Annotated in this window: 24 protein-coding genes; 8 read left to right on the top strand and 16 right to left on the bottom strand. The window is 37.6% G+C overall.

What is annotated here, in order from left to right:
* Positions 1–14 precede the first annotated feature (14 nt).
* Complete coding sequence (gene queG, locus OMU_RS00275; RefSeq protein ID WP_016177961.1) at positions 15–1,157, bottom strand: tRNA epoxyqueuosine(34) reductase QueG; 1,143 nt, start codon at positions 1,155–1,157, stop codon at positions 15–17.
* 894 nt (positions 1,158–2,051) lie between these two features.
* Here queG and OMU_RS00270 point away from each other — a divergent pair.
* The 5 genes from OMU_RS00270 (at position 2,052) to OMU_RS00250 (ending at position 4,169) form a co-directional block, all read left to right on the top strand.
* Entirely contained in the window at positions 2,052–2,255 is a 204-nt protein-coding gene (locus OMU_RS00270) for a DUF1659 domain-containing protein (RefSeq protein ID WP_016177960.1), read from the top strand.
* 16 nt (positions 2,256–2,271) lie between these two features.
* Entirely contained in the window at positions 2,272–2,505 is a 234-nt protein-coding gene (locus tag OMU_RS00265) for a DUF2922 domain-containing protein (protein ID WP_016177959.1), read from the top strand.
* A gap of 157 nt (positions 2,506–2,662) precedes the next feature.
* Positions 2,663–3,046, top strand: a complete 384-nt coding sequence (locus OMU_RS00260) for a hypothetical protein (protein WP_016177958.1) — start codon at positions 2,663–2,665, stop codon at positions 3,044–3,046.
* Positions 3,047–3,090: 44 nt separating this feature from the next.
* The gene (locus OMU_RS00255) at positions 3,091–3,648 is read left to right on the top strand and encodes a DUF2922 family protein (RefSeq protein WP_016177957.1); all 558 of its coding nucleotides are present in this window, start codon (positions 3,091–3,093) and stop codon (positions 3,646–3,648) included.
* Positions 3,649–3,737: 89 nt separating this feature from the next.
* Positions 3,738–4,169: a phage holin family protein gene (locus OMU_RS00250; protein WP_016177956.1), complete on the top strand. Its 432-nt coding sequence runs from the start codon at positions 3,738–3,740 to the stop codon at positions 4,167–4,169.
* 156 nt (positions 4,170–4,325) lie between these two features.
* Here OMU_RS00250 and OMU_RS00245 read toward each other — a convergent pair whose 3' ends face one another.
* The 15 genes from OMU_RS00245 to OMU_RS00170 form a co-directional block, all read right to left on the bottom strand.
* On the bottom strand, positions 4,326–5,318 hold the full coding sequence (locus tag OMU_RS00245; RefSeq protein WP_016177955.1) for a phosphotriesterase family protein: 993 nt from the start codon (positions 5,316–5,318) through the stop codon (positions 4,326–4,328).
* Between the two features lie 97 nt (positions 5,319–5,415).
* A complete protein-coding gene (locus OMU_RS00240; RefSeq protein ID WP_016252563.1) occupies positions 5,416–6,693 on the bottom strand; it encodes a PTS transporter subunit IIC in 1,278 nt (425 codons plus the stop codon).
* A gap of 1 nt (position 6,694) precedes the next feature.
* On the bottom strand, positions 6,695–6,994 hold the full coding sequence (locus tag OMU_RS00235) for a PTS sugar transporter subunit IIB (RefSeq protein ID WP_016177953.1): 300 nt from the start codon (positions 6,992–6,994) through the stop codon (positions 6,695–6,697).
* The gene (locus tag OMU_RS00230; RefSeq protein ID WP_016177952.1) at positions 6,981–7,451 is read right to left on the bottom strand and encodes a PTS sugar transporter subunit IIA; all 471 of its coding nucleotides are present in this window, start codon (positions 7,449–7,451) and stop codon (positions 6,981–6,983) included. Before OMU_RS00230 ends, OMU_RS00235 begins: the two co-directional genes overlap by 14 nt.
* On the bottom strand, positions 7,444–9,453 hold the full coding sequence (locus OMU_RS00225) for a BglG family transcription antiterminator (RefSeq protein ID WP_016177951.1): 2,010 nt from the start codon (positions 9,451–9,453) through the stop codon (positions 7,444–7,446). The genes OMU_RS00230 and OMU_RS00225 overlap by 8 nt, the downstream gene beginning before the upstream one ends.
* Positions 9,454–10,115: 662 nt before the next feature.
* Positions 10,116–12,092 (bottom strand): transketolase, encoded by a 1,977-nt coding sequence (gene tkt / locus OMU_RS00220; RefSeq protein WP_016177950.1) that lies wholly within the window; start codon positions 12,090–12,092, stop codon positions 10,116–10,118.
* A 35-nt stretch (positions 12,093–12,127) separates the two neighbouring features.
* Positions 12,128–13,402 carry a PTS ascorbate transporter subunit IIC gene (gene ulaA / locus OMU_RS00215; RefSeq protein ID WP_016177949.1) on the bottom strand — a complete coding sequence of 425 codons (1,275 nt, stop codon included), beginning with the start codon at positions 13,400–13,402 and terminating at the stop codon, positions 12,128–12,130.
* A 17-nt stretch (positions 13,403–13,419) separates the two neighbouring features.
* Positions 13,420–13,701, bottom strand: a complete 282-nt coding sequence (locus tag OMU_RS00210) for a PTS sugar transporter subunit IIB (protein WP_016177948.1) — start codon at positions 13,699–13,701, stop codon at positions 13,420–13,422.
* A 2-nt stretch (positions 13,702–13,703) separates the two neighbouring features.
* Positions 13,704–15,767, bottom strand: coding sequence for a BglG family transcription antiterminator (locus OMU_RS00205; protein ID WP_016177947.1), 2,064 nt, complete (start codon positions 15,765–15,767; stop codon positions 13,704–13,706).
* A gap of 551 nt (positions 15,768–16,318) precedes the next feature.
* Positions 16,319–17,227 carry a tyrosine-protein phosphatase gene (locus tag OMU_RS00200; RefSeq protein WP_016177946.1) on the bottom strand — a complete coding sequence of 303 codons (909 nt, stop codon included), beginning with the start codon at positions 17,225–17,227 and terminating at the stop codon, positions 16,319–16,321.
* A 540-nt stretch (positions 17,228–17,767) separates the two neighbouring features.
* Positions 17,768–18,115, bottom strand: a complete 348-nt coding sequence (locus OMU_RS00195; RefSeq protein WP_016177945.1) for a type II toxin-antitoxin system PemK/MazF family toxin — start codon at positions 18,113–18,115, stop codon at positions 17,768–17,770.
* Positions 18,115–18,354 carry an AbrB/MazE/SpoVT family DNA-binding domain-containing protein gene (locus OMU_RS00190; protein WP_016177944.1) on the bottom strand — a complete coding sequence of 80 codons (240 nt, stop codon included), beginning with the start codon at positions 18,352–18,354 and terminating at the stop codon, positions 18,115–18,117. Before OMU_RS00190 ends, OMU_RS00195 begins: the two co-directional genes overlap by 1 nt.
* A gap of 785 nt (positions 18,355–19,139) precedes the next feature.
* On the bottom strand, positions 19,140–21,203 hold the full coding sequence (locus OMU_RS00185; RefSeq protein ID WP_016177943.1) for a pectate lyase-like adhesive domain-containing protein: 2,064 nt from the start codon (positions 21,201–21,203) through the stop codon (positions 19,140–19,142).
* A gap of 205 nt (positions 21,204–21,408) precedes the next feature.
* A complete protein-coding gene (locus OMU_RS00180) occupies positions 21,409–21,750 on the bottom strand; it encodes an EF2685/EF0750 family sortase-dependent surface protein (RefSeq protein ID WP_016177942.1) in 342 nt (113 codons plus the stop codon).
* A gap of 308 nt (positions 21,751–22,058) precedes the next feature.
* A complete protein-coding gene (locus tag OMU_RS00170) occupies positions 22,059–22,718 on the bottom strand; it encodes a WxL domain-containing protein (RefSeq protein ID WP_016177941.1) in 660 nt (219 codons plus the stop codon).
* 405 nt (positions 22,719–23,123) lie between these two features.
* On the opposite strand from OMU_RS00170, the gene OMU_RS23260 reads away from it, so the two are divergent.
* The 3 genes from OMU_RS23260 to OMU_RS23105 all read left to right on the top strand — a co-directional run.
* Positions 23,124–23,270 carry a hypothetical protein gene (locus OMU_RS23260; RefSeq protein ID WP_016177940.1) on the top strand — a complete coding sequence of 49 codons (147 nt, stop codon included), beginning with the start codon at positions 23,124–23,126 and terminating at the stop codon, positions 23,268–23,270.
* A 240-nt stretch (positions 23,271–23,510) separates the two neighbouring features.
* Positions 23,511–23,975: a GNAT family N-acetyltransferase gene (locus tag OMU_RS00165; RefSeq protein WP_051122615.1), complete on the top strand. Its 465-nt coding sequence runs from the start codon at positions 23,511–23,513 to the stop codon at positions 23,973–23,975.
* A gap of 162 nt (positions 23,976–24,137) precedes the next feature.
* Positions 24,138–24,836, top strand: a 699-nt coding sequence (locus OMU_RS23105; RefSeq protein WP_016177938.1) for a hypothetical protein, incomplete at its 3' end; no start/stop codon positions are given.

Genomic DNA, 24,836 nt, shown 5'->3' with positions numbered 1-24,836 from the left:
CGATCTTTTTTGACTTAACTTAGCCTCTCCAAAACATTCGCTATCTCAGTCAAAACCTCTGAGTCAGTCTCAGTTTCTTTCAATTCCTGCAACAAACCAATCGTTTCCTCTGGCGCTTTCTTCGTCAGCTGCCCCAACGCCCAGACAGCGGTGCCTCGAATAACTGGTCGCTGATCCTGTAGACAGGCTTGGATCTCTGGCAGCGCTTCTTTGCCACCAAGGTTGGCTAAGGCGATCAGCGCATTGCGTTGTAGCGGTTTTTTCCCGCGCCAAGAGCCGGCTAGGTGTCCGAATTGTTCTTTGAACTCGCGATTTGAGATGGATAGTAACGGTGCAAGTTTTGGATGGACTTCATCGACTTTTGGCTCCATCTCTTCGTGAAAATGAAAATCTTTGCCGCGATTGTATGGACAGACGAGCTGACAAATATCACAGCCGTATATCACGTTACGCATTTTCTTTCGATATTGCTCCGGCATCATGCCCTTGGTTTGAGTCTGATAAGAGAGGCACTTTTTAGCATTCATCCGACCGTCTCCCAATAAGGCACCAGTTGGACAGCCGGTAATGCAACGGGTGCAATCGCCGCAACCGTTTGGAACTGGTTGGTCTGGTTCAAATTGGATATTCGTGATAATTTCACCAAGATAGACGAAAGAGCCGTATTCTTCCGTGATCAGCAAGCCGTTACGTCCGATAAAACCCAGACCCGCGCGTTGTGCAACTGCCACATCCACCAGCTCACCTGTATCCACCTGCGGAGCAAAACGCCATTGAGCCTGAACCTGTTCCGTTTCAGCCTGTTCTTTGATAAAGTCGATCAATCTCGTCAGCCGTTCTTCCAAAATGAAGTGATAATCCGTTCCCCACGAAGCACGGGCAAATTGTCCGCGTTTTTCATCACGAGGGACCTTGTCGTGGATTTTAGTCGGATACGCCAAAGCAATCGCGATGATACTTTTGGGATCTTCAAAGGTTTCTTCTGGATACAACCGTTCTTTGATATTTTGATGTTCAAAGCCAGAGGTATGACCAAGCGCGCGCTGCTCCAGCAAGGATTCCTCCATATAATCAAAAGGATCAGCTGTTGTAAAGCCGATTTTATCGATACCAAGCTGCTTACTTTCAGCGATGATCCGTTCTTTTAAGGTTTGCATTGTTCCACTCCTAGTTTCTAGTTCGTATGAAGGAATTCATTTTTCAAAAAAAGAAAAAATGAATCCGTCTCTCACCACGCATGTCATTCTACTAGACCTGCTAAAGCAGGAAGTAGAACTGAGATCCTGATACGAATTTACAGGCCTTACTATATCACATGTTTCTTACTAGCAAAAGAAATCCTCCCTGTTTCTTTTCCATTTCCTCAGCAAACGAAGTCAACGCTTCTTAAAGATCATCCTCTATTTAACCGTACCCTGTGTATTAGGAATATTGATTCTGAGTGAGGAGCAGCATTCCTTTTATGACAGCAGTACGTCAGATACGTTGCCTTATGTTACTTACGATGTGAATGGAGTACTTAAGTAAGTTATTTGTTGAAACATAAAGAGAGTGACGCTCAGTCATAAACGATTAAACCCACTGTGGAACTCATTTGTGAGATTCATAGTGGGTTATTTGTATGCTTACCGTTAGATAACTTGTCCATAAAAAGTCGAAAACTCCCTTATTTTTGTCCCTTCTTACAGAACCTCTTACTTGCTAATTATTAAGGAAATATTAAGAAAAACGAGCAATCAATAGGTTTTTTTAACTTTTTTCGTAAGGTTTTTCAGGTATAAAAGCTGACATATCAGTATTCCTACTCCATTCATAAAACCCAAAATGTGTCAAAGTGGGCAAAATTGCATAAGGCTATGAAAATTGCAGGCTTCTTTCATTTTTCACAAAGTAAAAGCCCGTTCTTATAGGATTTGTGTAAAAAAGAGATTGAAAACTCCTGCAATTTTGACCCTCAAATGTAATTTTACCGGTTTTGACCGAGTTTGCATTTCACCTTTATCGTTAAGTCACCGGCCGGAACAAAAAATACTATAACGGAGGAATGAAAAATGATTCAAAAAATCGGCAACAAATTACAAGTACAAATCGATGCAGGTGAAGACAAATTAAGAAAGGTGAATTTCCAAAACGTCATCGATGAACCAACCGAAGAAGCGGTGCTAGAGCTTGGCGCCATCCTGACAGAACTTTCACCAGATGGTAGCAACCTAGACGGCGTGATCCTAACTAGCCAATCACGATATACCAAATAAAGAAGGAGGAAATTAGATGTTTAAACTTGTCGCAACCTTTACAACCAGCTTAGGAAAAAAACAAACCTGGAGCCTGAATAACCCTGATCCAAATAAGACAGCAGGCGAAGTCAAAAGCCTCTTGCAACGTCTAACCGGCATCAAGCTTTTCCATAAAGACGGCACGGACCTTTTCAACACAGTCGAAAGCGCGAAATACGTGGAAACAACTGAAACGATCCTATTTGATAACACACAGGAACAACTGTAGCATCAACGTTTGACTAAATTTGAGAAGATCGGTAGACGTACCGCTCTTCTCTATTACTTTAGCAATTTTAAAGGAATGATATACGGCATTCGAATCGAACTAATTTTTTCTCTTGGAAAAAATTATTACTTTAAAACAAATAAGGAGGATAAGATCCATGAATGAACTAACTTTAACGCACCAACAGATTTTTACACTAAAACCCGAAACACTTGAGACACGAATCATGACCTATTATCAAGAAACCCAGAACAGCAGCTTAACGATTAAATATATTATGGCTTTACGCATCCGTTTTAGACTTGGTGCGCAGGAGTTCGCGAACATTCTCAGCGATCTTGTCCGCTATTTGTTTATGAACACCAAAGCAACACGTACCATGAAGCGCTTCTTTTATTATTTTCAGGATTACTTTGCGGCACCTGAATGGAAACGGCTGACGATGAGGGTCTTCCCTTTGAGAAATTTTGGCAAGAAAGTCTTTTCTGTCGCTCGTTCATTGGTTTCAATTGTACGGCCTGAAGAAAATACGGAGCCTTGAAAAAATCAAAGCCTACGTAGAAAGAATGAAAGGAGAAATGAAAAATGATCACTGAATCTACAAAATTGGTCACCACCTTTTTAAACAGTGACCGAAAAAAATACAACTGGACCTATCAGGACGTGGATACGAGCTTGTCGGCAGAAGAAATCAAAGAAGCTTGCGAACTATTAACGACCTTAGACCTTTTTGAACAAGATGGCGTAAAACTATTTGATTCTGTTGTCACGGCAAAGTTTGTCTCTACGAAGGTAACCACGCTGTTTGACCTGAAAAACGAGATTGATGTGGATCAAACTGAACCGTTTTATGAAGCGACCTGTGAAGAGGTTGGCTGTTTTGAAGTATCAGAAAATCAGTCAGAATCCGAGTACATGCAGCTCCAGCTTCCTGTGGCGATTGTGCCATTTAGTAAAACACAATTATCGTTAGAAACGAATGAACCTGTCGCACATCCAGCAACTGTAGCCGCACCTGCCAACCGATCGACTGAACAGCCAACAAGAAAAGAGGCAAACGACAAAAAAGGCCTGCTCCAACGAATGTTCAGGCGAAAACAACGGAATAAAGACGACCCAGCGAATCATGAATCAAGTAGTTAGATTGCTCCATTCTATCTAGCGTAGGACAAATGACACCTACTGTTACGATCGTAGGTGTTGATTAAATCTATTGAAAGAAGGAATTTGAAATGACGCTTTTAGCAATTCTATCAGGAGGAACGTTCGTCCACTATTTATTCGGCGGAAGTGTCCCGATCATGGGTGTCTTTTTGACGATGGTTGGCTTAGATCTTTTTACCGGCTATGCCAAAGCACTGAAAAGCCATACGTGGGTCTCCTCTATCAATCTATATGGACTATTTACCAAGTTCATCACGTTCTCAACAATTATCTGTGCCGCTGCTTTAGACAAACTGGCACCTGTTGTAGGTATTGATTTACCTATCAATGTCGCCTTAATTTGGACCGCTCTTCTGATTCTGTATGAGATCGGTTCGATCTTAGAAAATGCCCATGCCTTTGGACTAAAAATCGCATGGCTGCAGAAATGGCTGCGAGTTTTTGAACAGGATGTCGGGGAATTTCCTGATAAGGATGATCAAGAGAATAATGTACAATAAAAAACGCCCTCCTGCAGCGGCTGTCGCAGGAGGATCGTTGTATGGTAACGCTATTTAGTTCGCCTTCTATTTTCTTCTCTCGAATAAAATCCTCATAACTTGAGTAAGAACTTATAGTCAGCTGTTCATCTTTTAAATCAAATATATTTCTGATTTCTAGTCTTTAAAACTAAAGCATCTTTTGGGATTTTCTACAAAAAATTTTTCAATTAATTTTTCCCCATCCAGATGTTGTTGTTCTGCCTCGTCAATAAATCTTGGCACCCATTCTTTCTTGATATAAGCCAAGCCTAAGCCATAATCATAATGTTTATAATAGGACTTTCTAGCAGTATCGCCAGAAATCAATAGCTGATCTTCATAACCGGCCTTGACCAAATCTAAAATGGCTTTGATCCTAGCAGATTCTGGTGCATATTTTATTTTTGCAATGCCATCAAAGGATAAAAACGCACCCGTCTTAGCAATTTGTTGATGCAAATAAGGGTCCAGATTCCGATCCATATGTCCGATTGAAAGATAATGTAAATTAATGCCTTCTTCGCGCAATATTTCTATTTGAGCCAATGCCATTGTTCCAGCTTCTGTATGTGAATGGATGGGGGCTTTGGTCTCATGATGCGCACGGGCTACTGCACGAATAGTTTTCTCTTCTAGAGGTGTAATACGATTGTATCCAGTACCAAATTTCACTTGGCCTCCCCGATAGCTAGTACCCTCCAACCCTTCTTCAATTTCCTTGACCACATGTTCCGTTAATTGATTAACGGTACTTTGAGCAATCCAATCCGCAAAAGTAGAATAATTACCAACGACTTTTTTTAATCTTTCGCTAATTGCTGCTTCCCATAAAAAGCTTTTATTAAAACCGGCTGTTCCAACAATTTTTATATCCGTTTCCTTCGAGATTTGAACCACATCTTCCACACAGCGACCATAATCGATAGCGGTAGCATCAACGATCGTTTTTCCACCTAAATCGGCAAAATCCTGAACATCCTTTTGAGAACTATGTTTATTATCCAGCAGCAAATCATCGGCTTTTCTTTCTTTCCAATAAGGAGGAATACAAACGATATGTTCATGAGAATACGTAAAGCCCAGCTCATTTGCATCAATGTCTCCTAGAAAGGTTCGAACAATACTCATTTCAATCTTCCTTTCCTCAATATTCTACTATTCAAAAACGAAACCTAGCTGGAGAATAACAGCTAGGCTTAAACACAGACTGGCTATTAAGCGTATACTAAATACCAAATAGTAATTTAAAGAAATAAATAATTGGTGAAATAAGAACAATGTCGGCACTCCCAAAGACCAAACCAGATGGTAATAGCGGTTCCTGTAATCCTGCGATCACTGCCACACCCATGTGAGTAATCAGACTAACAACAACTCCTGCCAGTAACGCGCCTTTCCAGCCTCCTTTTCGATCTCCAAAAACGCCAGCTAAAGAACCCTCAAAAAAGATAAATAGTGCACTAGGCAATGGAATTACAGGTGCAGCAATCGAAACCATGATCACGACAGAAATAATTGCACCTACTGCATGACCTAAGAAACCGATAATAGCTGCGACTGGTGCATAAGGATAAAAGACTGGACAATCCAATGCCGGAATCGCTCCTGGCAATAGCTTCTCTGAAATACCTTGAAAGGCGGGAATAATCGATCCTAAGAACGTCCGAACACCGAACAACGTAATCATAATACTTCCTGAAAACTTAATTCCTTGCATGATAAGGAACATCAACCAGTTCATATCACCACTCAGTGTTGTCACTTCTGATTCTCCAACAACTAGACCAATCCCAATAAAAATCAAAGGCATCACAGTAGACAATAAAATCGAAAAATCACTAAAGCTAGCTAAAAATCCTGGTAACTCAATATCATCGCTCTTTTTGGATTTATTAAACAGATTCCCTAATAACGAACCTACAACAACACTGACATTAAACATATGCCCTAACGTATATTCGTCTTCCGCAATCTCTTTTGTAAAGGGTCTGGAAATCGCAGGAAATACCGTTAAGATCAAACCTGTACAAATACTACCGGCTAGAATTAGACCGCTTCCTTTTAAGCCAAAGTTCCAAGCTAGAATGGCTACCCAAAAACCAGATAAGAATAGCATGATATGTCCTGTTAAAAATACATTCTTCGTGTTCTTAAAGGGTAAAACTCGCACCAGTAAAAGATGGATAAGAAAACCTAAGACAAAGGCGATTGGTATTTCTTTTGCGAAGCTGGTCATTACAACGCCAAATGGTGCTTGATTATCTGGCATCACACCAGTAAAATTCCCTTTTTCTTGAAGCAGAGCCATTAATGGCAGCAATACGCCAAGAAACAAATCCACCCCTGCTAAAAGAACAACTGTCCCTGTAATGGTTTTTATCGTTCCAGTAAAAACCTCCGCAGCATCTTTCTTTTGTAAAAGCAACCCGATCAGAGCAACAAGTCCTAGAAAAATTGGTGCTTGCGTAATGACATCATTTATCAAAAAAGATAAAATCCCCATGCTATTCACCCGCTTCCATAAATTCATTCAAGATCGGCAGAACTGAATTCCGAAACTCTGCGTTATCAGCAAAGTTTTTCACGGTCACCATCTTGCTCCCTGCGACTTCTCCTAAAGCTTTACTGATTGCTTCTGTGGTAACAATAAGATCAACCTTTTGCCCACGTACACTACCAGCATCTGTTGCTTCAACATTTGCTTTTAAGCCTACTTCTTTTAGAAGCTTGTCCACTTTCATTTTAGCCATTAAACTCGTTCCCAAACCTGCCCCGCAAACACATAAAATATTAACCTTCCTCATACTCTTCTTCCTCCTCACCATATTCATTGATTATCTCAATTACCTCTGCCCCATTTTCAGAAGCTAAAATTTTTTCCTTAACCCCCTTCGAAAAAGCAATCATAATTTTTTTTAAAAATTCTAAATGGTCTGAGTGATTAACAGAAGCCAAAGCAATCACAATTGAAACTGGATCATTGTCCTTATTTCCAAAAGTAATTGGCTGCTTCAACGTAATTAGACTGGCCCCGCTTTTGTAAACGCCACTTCCTGATTGGGCGTGAGCCAAAGCAACATTTTCGAAAACGACAATATACGGTCCATATAAGTGAACCATTGCGATCATGTCATCGATATATTTCCAAGAAATATAGTGAGCCTTTTCAAGGAGTTTACCAGCTTCTCGTATACTGCTTTCCCATGAGTCAACCTCAATATTCAATTGCACAGTTTCTTCATCTTCCAATAAATTACTCATCTACATCCACTTCCTTTAGCACTTTATTTAACGAATCGTAATCGCTGATCTGCAGCAAAGCATCGTACAGCTTTTCATTTTCAAGAATGCAGAATAATTCTTCGAAAGCTCTTAAATGTTCTTTTTTTTCATCTGCTGCTAACAAAATAAAAATCGAAATTTCTTCATTCGCCAATAAAATAGGCTGCTCCAATTTCAATAAACTAATGCTTGTAGCGTAAATATGCTGATCGTCTTTTATATGGGGTAAAGCAATACCATCCTTGATAATGAGATGCTCATGGAACCCTTCTTTTTTAAGAGCTGTAATATAGTTTGGTGAAATACTGCCTTCAATCAGCATGCCGCTCGCAAGAATATCTAAAATAGTATCGAAGCTATCAACAGTCTTTTTAAAATGAACCTGATGAGCGGAGAGAAAATCACTCAAATGTTTTAGCTTTAGAGAATGATTGTTTTGTCGATACAAAACTTTTTCAAATTCTGCCATTAGAAACTCGATCGATTGAACTTTTGCATACCGGTTAACTACATCCTTCAGTTCTTTCAGCTGCTCCTCTTTATAACCAAAGTGTTCAGGAAAGGCCTTCCCAACAGCGACGGTTAACTGATCAAAATCAATTTTTTCCAAGTTAGAATCAATAATAAATACAGGAACATCTCCTTGAAGTGGGACCGTTGAAAAGATAATTTCTATTGGTATATCCAGTTTATGGATTTCTGAAACGGAAAGACCATCGAGAAAACTAATTTGCGGAAAATGTTTTTTCAATTCCAGCCTCAATAATTGAGAAACAGACATTCCATAAGAACAAACAACCACCCCCAATAGTTTTTCGCCTTTCGACTCCATGTAGCGCACATTTCCAGCAATCAGAGCGGTCAAATAGGCAACTTCATCCTCAGAAATCTCAAATGGACTGAGCTCTTTGATTTTGTTTAAATTTTTTGAAACAATAGTGTGAAGTCCATAATAATTTTCTATGATGTATTGCTTTAGAGGATTTTCTGCTTGGAAGCCAAACAATAAACGGTAATACATAGAAAATATATGTTGATACAAAAACGCTTTAAGCTGATCACCTTCATCAAAATAGATCCCGCTAAACTCCATAAGCTGAATGAAGTTCACCACCAGCCGATCGATTTTAAAATCCTTATTTTCTTTATCAACTTTAATCAGTGTTGATGATAACAAGAATAATGAGATGAATGAGCTGTTTTCTTTTCTAGAAAATTTCTCGCCCAATTCTTCCAATAGGAAATCATTCATTTTCCTCAGATTCTCATCTGACAAATTCTGTTCTGGTGTGATGTAGATGGTGTCTGAACGAGACAAAATAATTAGTAAAAGCAACAACTCAGAATTTTTTTGAGCAGATAATCTTACCGACAGCTCATTCTCCAACAATTTGATTTTTTCTTGAAAATAAAGAACTTCTGCCTCCTCAGTCAGCGTTCCAATCAACTCTCGAACATCGGAAAAATAGTGATTTAATGCGGTAGAGATTGTTTCTAACAGCAACTTCTGTAAGTCCTTTATCTCACCTATAAAATAAAATCCAAGATTGGTATTTTGTGAAAGAGTCACGTGATGAATTGTCGCCATTTCTCTAGTTTCTTTTAGATCTCTGGTAATGGTATTACGGCTTACTTTTAAAATGGCGGCTAAGTAATCAATTCCAATAAACTCTTGCTCTTTTCTCCCAAACAACATTAATAGTTGGATCAAGACTCTTTCCTTTTTTGAAAAATAGTCTCTTCTCTTTGAAAAATTTAACAATTTAGTTAGTTCACTTTTATTTTCATCAGCAAAAAGAATTCTTCCTTCTCCAATTTCGATCGAAGCTATGTTATGTTCGAACAAAAATTCATTCGCCTTTTTAATGGTATAACTCAGCTGACTGGAAGTTAGCTCTAGTTTTTTCTCCAATTGCTTCACTGAGATTTCTGGGGTCGTTAACAATAATAGTAATAATTCCCGAACTCTTTGTTTTATCATGAGGCCACTTCCTTCCATTATTTTCTGGAAATCATCTTAAAAATAACGATTCATCTTCACTTTAATCGGCAAAGATTTTTTTAATAAAAATACTGGTAATAAATCATTTGTATTGAATCTATTAATTAATTTATTTTGTTAAATGTCAAAAAGCACACGTTTTACAAGTGTTTTTTAATGCATAAGAATTTCCATTTATATTTAAAAAATAGAATTACTCATTCCTTATAACTCTATTATATCTTGAATTTTTTTTTATAAAAGAACGAATCGTCCTCATATTTATTAGATCAAGTCTTTCTTTACATAAAGATGGTGTGACGTGAATTCGAGATAAGAAAGGCTACGTGAAGCCAGACACAGATATACCTTAGGAATTGCACGAACATCTTTTTAGTAGTAGTGATTTTAAATGCGATTGCCTAATCATTCTCGTAGTGTTCTGGATGTATCTACCACCACAAGAATTGAGGAGAACAACTATGTGATGAAAAGAGTCCATACTGCAAGCGCTGAAGCGGCTTTGTAGTATGGACTGACTTTGCGTGAAAAAAAGCCGAACAATCAAGTCCTATCGTTATTGATAGGGGCAAGATCGTTCGACTCTGATTTAATGATTGGTTATTCTTAAGACTTTTTCTTCAGTCTCATCTTGAATCAAACTATTTGTTTTTTTCGATTAGCAGTTGAGCTTCTTCAATGATATGATCGACTGTAAAATTGTAGTCCTTCAACAAATCTCCTGCAGGAGCAGACTTTCCGAATTTCTCTAAGCCGATTGATGCTCCATTGGCGCCTACATATTTGGACCAACCAATTGTTGAGCCCAGTTCAATTGATAACTTGTTATCAACATTTGCTGGTAACACGGATTCTTTGTACTCCTCGCTTTGTGCATCAAATAGTTCCCAGCTAGGCAATGAAACAACGTTTACTTTATACTGATTGAGTTGTTCCTTCGCTAACAGCGCCATTTCAACTTCAGAACCACTTGCAATTAGAATTAAATCTGGATTGTCTGAGTCTTTAGATAGGACGTATCCGCCTTTTTCGGCATTTTCGAAATTGACATTCTCAATTACCGGCACATCATGTCTTCCAAGAGCGATTAGGAATGGTCGATCTTTAGATATAGCTGCCAGTTTCCATGCAACGATTGTTTCGTTAGCATCTGCTGGTCGGTAAACAACTAGATTAGGCATCGCTCTTAAAGATACCAGGTGTTCTACTGGTTGATGAGTTGGTCCGTCTTGCCCAACTTGTATACTGTCATGGGTCATGATATAGGTCACAGGAACACCCATCAATGCGGAATGACGAATGGCAGAGCGCATATAGTCAGAAAATACTAAGAAAGTTCCACAATATCCTCTTAATCCACCATGCAATGTCAATCCATTACAAATTGATGCCATGGCAAATTCGCGAACACCAAAATAGATATTTGGTCCTTCATGATTTTCTTCATCCATAAAAGGTAATCCTTCAATCGTTGTCTTGTTTGAAGAAGCTAGATCGGCAGAACCTCCGACTAAAATTGGTAAATCTTTGTAAATTCGGTTCAACATTTTTCCACTAGCTGTTCTTGTCGCCATTTTTTCTTCTGTAAATGGTGTTAAAGTTGTTTCATTTAATTCAAACTTCTCATTAATCACCTTTTCTAATTCTGTTGCCAATTCCGGATACTTATTTGTATATTCGTTCATTAATTCATTCCATTGCATTTCTAGCTTTTCACCATTAATAGCAATTTCATCGAAATTCGTTTTTACATCCTTTGGTACAAAGAAATCGTCATATTCCCAGCCGATTGCTTCTTTGATTTTCTTAGCTTCTTCGGCACCGACGGGGTTGCTGTGGATTTTCTCAGTTCCTTGCAATGTTGAGCCGAATCCGATGATTGTTTTTACTTCAATTAGCGTTGGTTTCGTCGTTTCAGCTTGTGCTTCTTTAATTGCTGCGGAAATTTCATCTAAATTATTTCCATCAGCAACATAGAGCGTTTGCCAGTTCATTGCTCTAAATTTTTCTTGAGTATCTTCATGAGCTGATTGCGTTAATGGTCCATCTGAAGTAACGTCATTTGAGTCGTAAAGGGCGATTAATTTTCCAAGTCCTAATTTTCCAGCGATAGCAGCTGCTTCTAATGCAACACCTTCTTCTAAATCACCATCTCCGCATATGGTATATGTGTAATGATTTACTACATCAAAATCGTCTTTATTAAAACGGTCTCGTAAATGCGCTTCAGCAATAGCCATCCCGACTGTCATTGAAAAGCCTTGTCCTAGCGGTCCTGTCGTTGCCTCTACTCCTGGTGTATGGAATACTTCTGGATGACCTGGTGTCTTACTGTCTAGTTTTCTAAATTGTTTAATATCATCCATTGATAGAGCATAACCGGATAAATGTAATAACGAATACAACAGCATCGAGCCATGACCTGAAGTTAAAATGAAACGATCTCGATTAAACCATTTTGGATTTTTAGGATTGTGGTTCATATGATATCTAAATAATTCGTAGCCCATAGGTGCAGCACCAAGCGGCGCACCCATGTGACCATGATTTGCATTTTCAACACTATCAACAACCAGATTTCTCATAGTAGCAACCGATTCTATATCAATTTTATTCATTTGACTTCCTCCATTAAATTCACGATAATTGAAATTTAAAATACACTTTGTAATAATTGTCCGATATAATAGACAAGTAGTCCGACAATGTTAAAGTCTGTTTCTGGGAAAGATGTCCCAGTTAATCCAATATTTTCCATAATTGGGTAAATTAATGCTGGACCAACAGCAATTAAAATCCCGACTACAAAGGAGCCTGCCACGCATCCTTTCCAACCACCGGTAGCGTTACCAAATACACCTGCGGTCGCACCAATGAAAAAGTATGGAACTGCTACTGGGATGATTACGATTGTACCTATTAGTCCCATAACAACCATAGTGACTAATCCACCAGCATAAGCTGCTAGAAAACCAATTACAGTCGCTGTCGGCGCAAATGGAAAGACCACTGGACAATCCAAAGCCGGGCGTGCGTTAGGAATTAATTTTTCAGAGATTCCAACAAACGCGCTGACAATTTCTCCCAGAAACAGTCGAACTCCGGTAATAATTACATAAAGTGCCGCTGAAAATCCCAAGCCTTGAAATAGTGGATAGACCAACCAGTTCACTCCACCAGATAATTCCTCTACTGCTCCTTTCCCTGCAGCAATCGCCGCGATATAGAAGAAAATAATCATTGTAATTGAGACACCTACTACGTAATCCTTAAACATTGTTAACCAACCAGGTAAGTTTAAGTTTTCAGTACTATCTTCTGGTTTTCCGACTTTTGATCCAATCCATCCAGAGAGGGCATAACCGACAGTTACATAGTGTCCCATTGCAAGCTCATCATCACCAGTAACTTTTCGCATGTATGGCTGAGCGATGGCTGGAAATAGGCCCGCACAAATCCCTAAAATGATTCCTCCAAATATAATAGTCAACGAATTGCTCATTCCTAGTGCTTTAAACATGATTGTCAATAAAGCGGCTAAATAAAGATTGTGCTGTCCTGTTAAAAAGATATATTTTAATGGCGTAAACTTAGCAACCAGCAAATTACACAAGAACCCGATCAACATGACTAATGAAACCGTAGTACCGAACTTATCTTGAGCTAAAGCAGTCACCGCCTCAGCTAGTGGCAGAACTCCTTTTAGCCCAAATCCTTCCGCAAACAAGGCTTGAAAACTATCTAAGGAAGTTACCGCCGCCGCCGATCCAACCCCGAAAACTAAGAATCCAACAATTGTTTTTAATGTGCCTGAAATGACTTTATCAGCAGGCTGTTTTTGTAATAACAACCCGGTTAAGGCAATAATACCAACTAAAATTGGTGCCGAAGCGAGTAAGTCAAACACCACTACCTTTAATATTTCCATTGTTTTTCCCCCTTTTATTACTCCTGACTATCAAAAAATGCCTGCAATTTTGTCTCGATTTCTTTTTTATCCATCAAATTATTGATCCCGATTATATATGGAACCTGCCCTTTTAATTCATCTGCTACGTCAGCCATTGTGATCAATAAATCTCCTTTGAAGCTTTTCACATCATCCAAAGTGCTATGTTGTACCTCTAATGGAAACGACTTGGCTCTTACAACTTGATCCACTTTGATTTTCAGCATCATACTTGATCCCATCCCTGTTCTACAGGCAATCAATGCTTTTTTAATCATTCCTACATCCTCTCTTTCTCAAAATTTTTGATATACTCAATGATTTCTTCTGGATTTGTAGCATTATCCAATACCTGATAGAAGCTTTCTTGATCCAACAATTCTGCCAGTTCCGACATTGCAGTTAAGTGAGTCTGATTATCCAGAGCACTTAAACCAAAAACATATTTCACTGGATCATTTTCCTTATTACCAAAGACTACAGGTGTTTTTAAAGTAGAAATACTAATCCCGATTCTTCTCGCTCCTTCTTCAGGTCGAGCATGTGGTAAGGCTACGTGTTTGGTAATAACAATATAGGGGCCGGTTTCTTTCGTTGTCTGAATCATTCCGTCAATATAGCTAGGTGTGGCAACCCCCGTACTGACTAAGACATCTGTAGAATTACGGATTGCTTCTTCCCAGTTCGTTGCCTCTACCTGTAGTTTCACAAGATCCTTGTTGGTAATTTCGCTTAACAACGGATACTCACCTCCTTCTTCGATGATGATTCTAGAATGATTGACATCTGCTTGAATAAGCAGCTCATTTTCAATTTTTTCGTATTGTTCTCTCGTTACATACTTTTTCACCACTTTAAGTGTCTCCGCGAGTTTTGAGTCTAGTAATGATTCGTCATTTAAAATCTCATACACACGTCCAATCAACTCAAATTTTTCTTTTGATGTCATGATTGGATTGACGACAATAAATGGAATTTTCATACTCAACATGTCAGTGGTGATGGTAGTCGTAAAAACAATATCAAAACTATCAGATGCTATTTTTCTACGAAAATCTTGCACGACAAACTCTATACTAGGAAATAAGGACTCTAATTCTTTTTGTAAAATAATTGATGTTCCAATGCCATTGGGGCACAAAATCAACCCCCGATTCCTTTTTACGTGCTCTTCCTGTTCTTCAAAAGCAGATGCAGCAAAATGTACTGTTAAAAAGGCAATTTCATCTGTTGGAAGTTCTCTGTCAAACAAAGGCTGCAAAGGCCTAATTGCTTCATTAACTAAGGCATACATTTCTGGATACTCTTTTTTTATTTTATGAGCTAAAGGATTAATGATAGGCAAGTGATAAAATAACCGATAATAGCTAGGCCTAAAATGTTCGTACAATCTACGAGTAACTGCATCCTTATCTAAAAAACGAATACCTGACAAGCTTTCAAAACGTGCGATTAGTCGTTGAATGATTTTTACGATCATTGGTTGATCTGACGTTCTATTATCGATATTTCCAGCAGATAGACCTAGAATCCACGCAGAGATATAAAGAATATTTTCTGATAATTCTATTTGAAAAAAATTACACACATGAAGACTAAACTGATACTCGTTCGATTGATGATCGATAAAATCACTAATCATCTTTTGAGGCTGTTCATATTTAAATCGCTGACTCAACAGAATAAAACAATAAGTAAATTCCTTGAGTTTGTTTTCGAAAAAAGAGATATTATATTTTGCACTCGCCTCTAAGATCTTGCTTTCTATTTCTGAGTAATCAATATTCAATTGCTTTTTTAAGAAACTTTCTAAAAAAAGCTCCCCATTATCCTGATGAAGAAAGTTAATCACTGTTTTCATTACAAGATAGCGAATATCTGCTTCATCACCATCTAAAAAATATCCTTTTGTTCGAGTGTAGCCAACGTTGATTTCACTTTTTTTGAGCCTTCGTTTTACCTCCTTCAAATCATTTACTACGGTTGATCGACTACTATCCAACATTAAAATTAAGTGGTCCAACGACAAATACTCTAATGAACAAGAAAGTGTTAATAAGATCATCAATTGTCGGTTTTCTTTCGAATGATAGACGTCCGAAAAAAATTCCATTTCTAAAAAATAATTTTGTAAATATTTTTGGATTTTATTATCCAAGATGAGCTCGCTGCTAGAGACTTTGACCAATTCCTGATTACCTTCAGAAAGCAGTTCGTTTATTTTTTTAATAGAATAAGTAATTTGCCTCCTTGTTAGTAAAAATTTTCTTTCCAATTCTGCTGTATTCCTTTGATCTCTAAAAGCAATCTCTTGAAGAATAGATAAATCTTGACTATCAATCATTTTCCTCAGCTCCTACCTAAAATATAATGGCTGCGTTTACATCCTTCAATTGCTATTCAATTCATCTTTTGTTTTAACGCTTAACAAAATTTAAACAGTTGCAATAGCCATATAGCTTATTTATAGTGTTTTAAATAACAAAAAAAGGTAAAAATGTAAACTGAACTTTGATCATGTTGATTCGCTATACCTCTATAAAATGCTCTTGATTCATTGTTAATCTATTAAAATTAGTAAAACCAAAAAAAGGAATAAATTAATCTTCACCAATTACGAAAAATCCACTTGTAAACCGACTATCTAGTAATAATACTTTCCAATACAATCTCAGAATGTTTTGTCTTTTAATTAGCTATAAAAAAATAAGACCAATCACCGATTAAGATGATTGATCTTCAACGTTTAATCTATTCGATTTGTAGATACTTATGTCAATTTTTAATAAGAGTTTACCCAATGTGCCAATGAAAGTTGGAACCAATAGTATAATCTAGAAAACGAATAAGATTGTCGATCAAGCTAGTGATTTTTTATAGTTTTTAGTGGCTCCCTTAATTGTCCTTAAGATAGATCTCTTTTAAGTTTTTAAGATCATCGTTGGTTAATCCCAAGCCTTTTTTCAAATAGCCATTAACGCCGCCATATTGTTCTTCCATTGTATCGTAGGCAGTTTGTAAGTAATTCTTACGAACCTCCATCATGGCAGTAATATTTTCAACTGCCTGTTTATTATCATTTGAGGCTTCTTTGACTTGTTCTATGGTCTTTTCATTCTCCGATTTCCGATACTTATTTGATAGTAGGTAGTCCTCGAAAATCGTCTTTTTATCGACATTTAGGGCGCTTAGTACAAGCATAGTCGCAAAACCAGCTCGGTCTTTTCCAGCAGTACAGTGCCAGAGAGTAGAGCCATTTTTAGTATCAAGCAGGACATCAAAAAATTTCTTATAATTTTCACGGGCTGTAGGTGTTGTAACAAGCTCTGCGTTGATTTTCTCCATGTATTCAACACCATTAACCTTGTCTAAGTTTTTGTAAAAGTCGTCTTTACTAGCGGTAGCACCACTGTCTTTCATGACGCCGTAATGGTAGTTTTTAACATTCTCAATTTCTGGATCAGGTTTTGACGCAACCTCGCTATCCGTACGAAAATCGACAATGTTTGTTAGTTTGAAATCATGAACCAATCGTTCCTTATCTAATGAGACAAGGTCAGCCAGCTCACCTGAACGGATTAGCTTATTCTTTTTAATCACCGCTCCATCTTTTGTGACGATTCCTCCCAAATCCCTCGTGTTAGCTGATCCCACTAGAACAATTTTCTTGCTAGTATTCTTTTCGGAGGCAAGAGAAGTTGTTTGTTCTTTGGATTTCTCAGCCGCTTTGTGAACCGTGTGTCCCCCAAAGGACGCAATAGTTAAAACTGTAACACAAGATAACACCACTTTTTTCAAATTCATAATACTCTCCTTATGACATTGTTTTGTATTTGTTACAAAACTAAGAATACTAAATGAATGTAAAAATTAGGTCAATATACTGAAAACTCTTTGTAAAGCTTGATGTGCTTGGTTGGATGAGATGTAGAAAGGATAAGATGCGAAACTACCCGAATTGAAGTGGCATCAAGTTAAGAGATTGTTTTTTTATAAAGCAGCACAATTTCTTGATATTTTGGAATAGCAGTCTTTTTTGGTTATATTTTTTATTTGGTGAATTTTCTTTCAGTCGAAGCTATGATGGGCCTCTTCTAAAATGTGTCTACTAAAGTATCCTAACACCAGTTTTGTCCTTATTTTTTATAGAGATTCTTTTGTGCAAAATTACGGGTAGTTAGGATATAAAGAAACGAAAAAGAGAGATTGCGCTAACAATCTCCCTTTGCAGCACCGTTTAAGGCGGTGACCAATTTAACGATTTTTTTATTGTCTTTATTTTTGCTGATCGTCATTATTATTGCGAATGCTGCCGCAACCATTAACGCTTGATTGAGGATGTCATTAGCTTTCGTTTTCTATTGCTACAAAAGCTTCTATTCTTTCCAAAATATCAGCAAAACAGCTGATTTCACAGGTATCCCTTTTTTCTATATTTCGTTTACAAAAATCCAATGATCTCATTTGATGGACGGATATTTGCCCATTTACCGTCGAATCATTTGTTATTAAATCTACATACAATGGCGCTTTTCTTTTCACCGAGGAAATTGGACAGACATAACAGAATCCAGTCCGTCGATTAAACTCATAATTTGTTACGACAACTGCTGGTCTTCTTTTCTTTATTTCAGCACCTAAAGATGGATCGAAGTTAATAAAGACAATATCTCTTTGATGAGGGATATACATCAATCCGTTTCCTCCGATGGCAAAGTGTCAAACTCATCCCATTCAACATCTTCTTTTGTCATTTCGTTTCTAACATCGCCCCAAAAATCGTCATTATAGTATATGTCTTTAATTTTTGGAGTTAACACATAGGCATTATTAAACGTTCGCAAAGTAAACTTGTCTCCTTCACTCATATGGGCTTTTTTAGGAAAAATTATTCCGACAGAATTACCAATTTTTTTTACTTCGACATCCATACTAATCGCCTCCCGTTAGAACAAGTATAACTTTTTAATTAGGGCGGAGCAATAGATTGGAATTGATCCTTAAGAACTTCTAAAAATCTTGATCTGTCAAGCTTCTTCTCTCTCTAACTCAAAAGTTTTCTTTTCTAACTTGATCATGAAAAGGACGTTTAGAAGTTCTTTAAACTAAATTACGCAGAATGTTCAGCTTTTATTTTTATCTTATCTATATCACGAGCGTTGCCAAGCTTCTCGAACCTGCCTAATCCGTGATGTAGAGCGATTCAATTATAAAACTACTTTGGGATGTCTTATCCAATACCAATAAAAAGAAGCTAAGTAGAAACGCCTTTGCTTTCGGTGTAAAGATCGCATGGTTACGGGTCTTTGAGCGAGATGTTGGGGATTTGCCGGATAAGGACGATTAGGAGCACAATGTACAATAAATAAAAAAATGTCCATACTGCAAGCGCCGAAGCGACTTTGCAGCATGGACTGACTTTGTGTGGGAAAATACTGAACTTTCATTAATATATTGTGCATCACTATTAGTATTCGAATTGCCTTTTACTTCTCACCGTTTTATCCAAATAATTAGCAGCGGTATCAAACCACTCCACCAATTCGACCTATTTATAAATGTGACTGAAGCATTGGGATTTTGACAACTTATACCGACTTTTTGCTAGTTCAGGGTATTATGTGTAAAACTAGAAATTTTTTAGATAGACCTACTATTCTATCCTGCAACAATCTAATCACTTAACAGTTAGTTTGATTATTATTCCCTTCAATCTTTACTGAGGTCCCTTAATAAAAGTCCACATCAATGCACCTTTATAAGAACCAATTTTGTCTGCAGGATGCAAGGCTAGTCGCATACAGTCTGCAAGTTTCACCGAAAATTGACCCTTTCCTTCGAAAAGCGGTTGATTTTCATCGGTGATTTGAAAAAGTTTTCCTTGGTTATAGATCTCCAATCGATTAACTAGCAGTTCTCCAGATTCGTTCTTCAATGGCTGATCTTCTCGAACTGAAAGTGTCCATGTTGTTGATTTCTTCTTACTATCATCGAAAACGTTAATCTCCTGATCACCAACAAACTTGATCAGCGTATCTTGAGGAGGTATTTCTTGAGACTTAAAATTAATCACATCAGGTAGTTCAATACGTGGTCCAACAGCTTGGACGATTGTGCTGGCTTCAGCACTTAAGCCTCCCGACCTTGCTACTGCAACGACTTTTGTTCCTTCTTTTTGATTGGGAATCGCAAGCTTGTATTCACCATTTTTATTGACAGTCCCACTAGCTATAACTTTGCCATCCGCTTTAATCTCAAGTATCGCTTCCGGTTCAGCAGTTCCGCTTACTTGTGTGCTCTCCGTGGTTAACTTATCAATAGTTGTTGGTGCAATTTCGGTTTTCTTTGAATAGATTCCACCTGCTATTTTTGCAACTTTCCCTGAATCAAAATCTGCTTTAAATGTTGAATTATTCGATGCCAAATCCAGAGTATGCTGCCCAGTCGTATAAGTATCTAAGGTAAAACTGGCTGACAATGGTCCCTGATATATCGCATCTGGCATCTCTGTTCCTATATTACCAATTTTCCAGGTACTTACCCCTTGAGAAGAAGAAAGTGATACCTTCGTCTTAAGCTCCCAAGCACCCAAGGCGTTTCCTTTACTGTTGGCTATCATAAAGTTCGATCCTTCCTGCAACTCTAATTTGTTACCGGTTTGGAGAGTAGATTGCAGGCCTTCTGACGTTGCCACCAAGGTCCCATTACTTTTTACAATGACAGACCCGTTATACAGCAAAATGGCTTCTTCATCCGTTACTTTGGAGGTAGCCTTCAATTTAGCATCGTTATAAATGATCAATGACCCATTGTTTGCTCCGCCTCGAATAGCTGAATCTGTCGCAGAATTAATCTCAACATTTCCGTGTAAATCAATTTTGCCATTTACATTGTACATAAACATTCCTAGTCCTTGAGCATCAACGGTAAAATTTGCTCCATCTCCTACAGTCAAGCCGTCACCAGAGTAGATGGCAATTGCATTCGCTGTGTCTTTAAATGTCACATTCGAATGGTCTCCAACATTTAGTTTTTGTCCTTGAAAAATTTCCTGCAAATTGGCACTTGCTTCAATATTGCCTTCAAGATTGGCAGTTCCAGCGGCCAAATAAATAAACTGATAACCGGAGGAAGTCACATTCTTATAGTTAACCGTTACACCCGGATACTCCGACCAAAAAAAAGAATAAATAGGCTGATTGATCAAATGAATCTCTTCAATGGTACACACTGCATTACTCAACGCTACACCTACACTTTGATAATTCACATCGAGTGTATGTCCATTACCAGAAATTTTTTTATTACCGATAAAATTGAAAGAATCTAGTATTTTGATGTCGTTTTCTAAAGAGATTGTCTGGACGTTCGAATCAAGTAAAGCTGCCTTAAACTCTTCATATGTGTCTACGTTCACAGTTGCTTGATCTGCAACTTTTTTATCCGCTTGTTGTTCTACTAGTCCTGAACTTTCTTTCGTTTGATTGGACTCTACAGAAGCGTTTGTTTCAGAACTACTAGCTGTATTTTGTCCTTTTCCAGGTACAGAAATATCAGAATTTTTCGTTGAACTTTGTACATTCTTAGGTTCTAATGATCCATCATTCGTGATTCCACTCATTTTTGTGTCTTCTGGCCGATTAGAAAGTATTGCATTCTCAGCAGAATCATTGGTGTTTTCTTCAACGATAGTCGCTCCAACAGTCCTTCCACAACCGATTGAAATTCCGAACAGTAAAACGATTGGTAAAAGATACCTTACTTCTGAAATTTTTCTCATTCTAATACTCCTTTATTTCTACTAGTTTGATAGGAGGGTCGACTAATAAAAAATATTTTCTGCCAAATTAACGTTCACATTACCTTTCCCTCGCCAGAGTAATTGATTTTCGGCATTCATTTGGACGTGTTGCCTCTTTTACTTATAGCTCGATGTTTGAGCTTTTCTATTTATTAATAGCTGCTTTTCGGCTTCCTGATTTTTACTATGTGTTTTCCTGTGAACTCTCATTCAGTTTATTTTTCAAAAAATATACGAAGAAAAACAAACATAAAATCAATACGCCGATACTTCCGAGTAATAAGGATTTTTCTTCATTTGTCTTTGGGTACATTTTAGAACCTGATTCTGGTGCGATTACTCTTTCCTGAGGTGCAGTATTTTTAGAATCATTCATCGTTACCTTTTCCATTGGTATCGTTTGATTTTTATTACTAGGCTGATAAAATGATATACCTGCTTCACTTTTGACTTGTTCAGCCTCCGCTATTGGCGTAGAGATACAGATTACTAACGAAAATAGAAATAGGCGAATAACTTTTTTCATTTTCTTCCCTCACTCTAACTTTTTTTCAATTTACAAATATCAGCGATTACACCAAGAATAATTCTTAGTTTCTTTTATTCCATCAAATTCTTCTGTAGAAATCCTTAATTGAAAGTGCCGCTCTGATTCTTCTTTCAGCTGCCGCACAACTGTTTGTGACTCAGAAGCCTGATTCTTAAAGGATGAACCGCCAATCCATTCAACACCATTCGACCGCAGCGAAAACTTTACAAGAAAAAATAAGTACCCCCATACGACTTGCATAAATAAAAAAGTGGGAAAATTTCTTCCCCCACCCTCCAAGCTTCTTACGCTGGCGCATCAGTCAATACCCACGTTAAATCTGCTGTATAGTTTTGTGCTTCCAGACCTGCCCGCGGAACATGAAGCCTGACGTTTTCGTTTTGACCATCTTTTCCTTCAAAAACTGCCGCGAAGGCCCCCGCACCTTGTCCTTCTTTAGCACTCATAACCTCTTGATAGTCTTCACTTAACTCAAAGGTGGTTCCCGCTAGTTCTGGAGCTGTTGAGCGATTGTTTTTTGTAACTATCTTCCCATTAGAAAGCGACATTTTCGCACCAGACAATTCTTTGCCATTTTCACCCATAAATGGTGAAAGTGTTACCCCAAGTGCCCATCCCTTTGCTCCTCCGCGGGTATCATTCACTTGTACATGGGGTTTTTTGTTTAATGCAAAGTAATCTGTGTCTCCTTGCTTAATTTCTTGTTGACCAAATGTGATATTCGACGCGTACGGAATTGAAAGCGCGCCGGTATCTCCAGTGCTTGGATCATCGTCATGAGTGTCGTCTGGAACGATTGGGTCCACATCTTCTCCAGATCCCGCTGTCAACGTAACGTCTGATTTACTTCCGACACTCGTAGACTCATTAGCAAAAGCAGTTACACTTGACCCACTCACTGCCAACAAACCAAGTGCAACCGTTGTAATCAAAGCTTTTTTCATTTTTCAATCCCTCCCAAATAACAAATGATCTAATCTGACTTAAATTAAGTCTCACATGAGGAATCGGCTTTTTCTAGTTCGAAATTTTTCCTGATTTCGGAAAAAAATTTGAGGTTTCTTTGACTTCGTTAGAAACTCACGTCTTTTATCGTTATTTTTGTATTCATTTTAGAAGAAATGAGGTTCGATAATATTAGACGTGATTACTCGTTCTGAGTGAGAACATAAACTATTTTTTACACAAAAAAACATTTGGTTGTCCTGTGATTAAATCGCCAAACCCAATCATAGGAGGATAACCAATGTCCAAAAATAAGAATGTCGATGTAAAGATGATTACCTAGACAAAACTGTCAAACTAATTTTAAAATTGACTCGAATCCAATACCAAAAGGAGGTGATGAAATGAACATTAGCTTTGATAAAAAGAACGGTTATCTTGCACTAAGCTTGCTTTTAATTCTAATTGGAATTAAGACAAACCCTGTTATCTTATTGTTAGGTATCTTTGCAGGAATCAAAGGTTTTCTAGAATTGAAAGACTATCAATGAATTTTTTACTACAGCCTCTTGATTTTCTTTTCTTAGCAGTCCCATTCTAGTGAAGCTATTCTGATTTTTTTTCGATTGTGGATGTTCTAAAATGGTATTCACAAAATCAAACCCTATTAAACCTTATTATCTGAATAATCTAAATATGCTAAACTATACATTGATTTAACAATACATTTAAGGAGTGATTTTGTGATTTTCAATTTTAGATCACCGTTTTTGAAAGATCTCGAGAGAATCATGGACATTGAAAAATCAGGTTTCTCTTCCGAAGAAGCTACTTCCTCAGAGTCAATGAAAGAACGGATTGAAGTTATTAATGACAGCTTTATATTGGCTGTAACTGAATCTGATAATCCTGTAGGCTATGTCGTTGGACCAGTTATCCCAGAAAGATACTTGTATGATGATCTATTTGAAAAAACCGTTAAAAATCCAGCCGTTGGCGGCTATCAAACTATTCTAAGTTTAGTGGTTGATCCTCAATTCCAAAAATTCGGCATTGCTACTAAACTACTTACTGAATTGGAGGATATTTCGAGAAACAAGAAAAGAGATGGGATCACACTAACTTGTTTAAAATCACTTGTTCCCTTTTACGAAAAAAATGGTTACAAACTAGAGGGCGTTTCTGATTCACAACATGCGGGAGAAACGTGGTACAACATGGTTCTAGATTTAAAAAAAGGCAATTGTTCTAGTTAGCGATAGTCATGAAACTCCCGAAAATAAATCAATTGTAAATTTTATTTTTTATTTTTTCGATTTTTCTAACAAGCAAATTAGATTTAATTTATTTTCAACAAAAAATAATTATATTCCTGCCCTGATATTCTATAATGATCTTCAACAATAGGAGGCGGGAATATGTTTTATAAAAGAAAATTTTATTCGTTTATTGTAGTTGTTCTAGTAGTTGCTTATGGCTTTCTTTTAAATCAAGAAGCCCTAGCAATTACCGACGTTAATACGAATATCATCGAACATTGGGATGATCCTGAGGTTCAAGATGCCTATTACAACTGGAATAAATACGTACAAATAAATTCAAATTCTAAGAGCGATAATTATCCAGGTGATAAATATAACGCTCAAGGTGAAGTCAAAAACGATTGGCTGACGATTGGGCCTATAACTGAGAATACCAATCTTTATGTTTTATATGCTGCAATTATTGGTGCGTCTAATCCTAATGCAACTGGTAAGGGAGACGATTGGGAAACCATTCTGCAATCTCCAAATTGGGAAATAGACCTTGCCCCAGATCGAATTGCAGAAGGTGGAGCTACTGTTACTTTTTATATTATAAATAGTAATGGTCAAGGTGAAAAAGGAATGCCTGTAGAAATTACCGTAGACGAAGCTCTTCCTACACCTCCTATAAATCCTGATGATTCAAGTACCGAATCTAGTACGTCGGCTACATCTAGTGCGTCGTCTTCGTCTAGTTCGTCGTCTTCATCCAGTTCGTCGTCTTCATCCAGTTCGTCGTCTTCGTCTAGTTCGTCGTCTTCGTCTAGTTCGTCGTCTTCGTCTAGTTCGTCGTCTTCGTCTAGTTCGTCGTCT

This window comes from Enterococcus avium ATCC 14025 (assembly GCF_000406965.1).
In the GTDB taxonomy this organism is placed as follows: Bacteria; Bacillota; Bacilli; order Lactobacillales; family Enterococcaceae; genus Enterococcus_A; species Enterococcus_A avium.
This window is presented reverse-complemented; position numbering and strand designations above follow the sequence as displayed.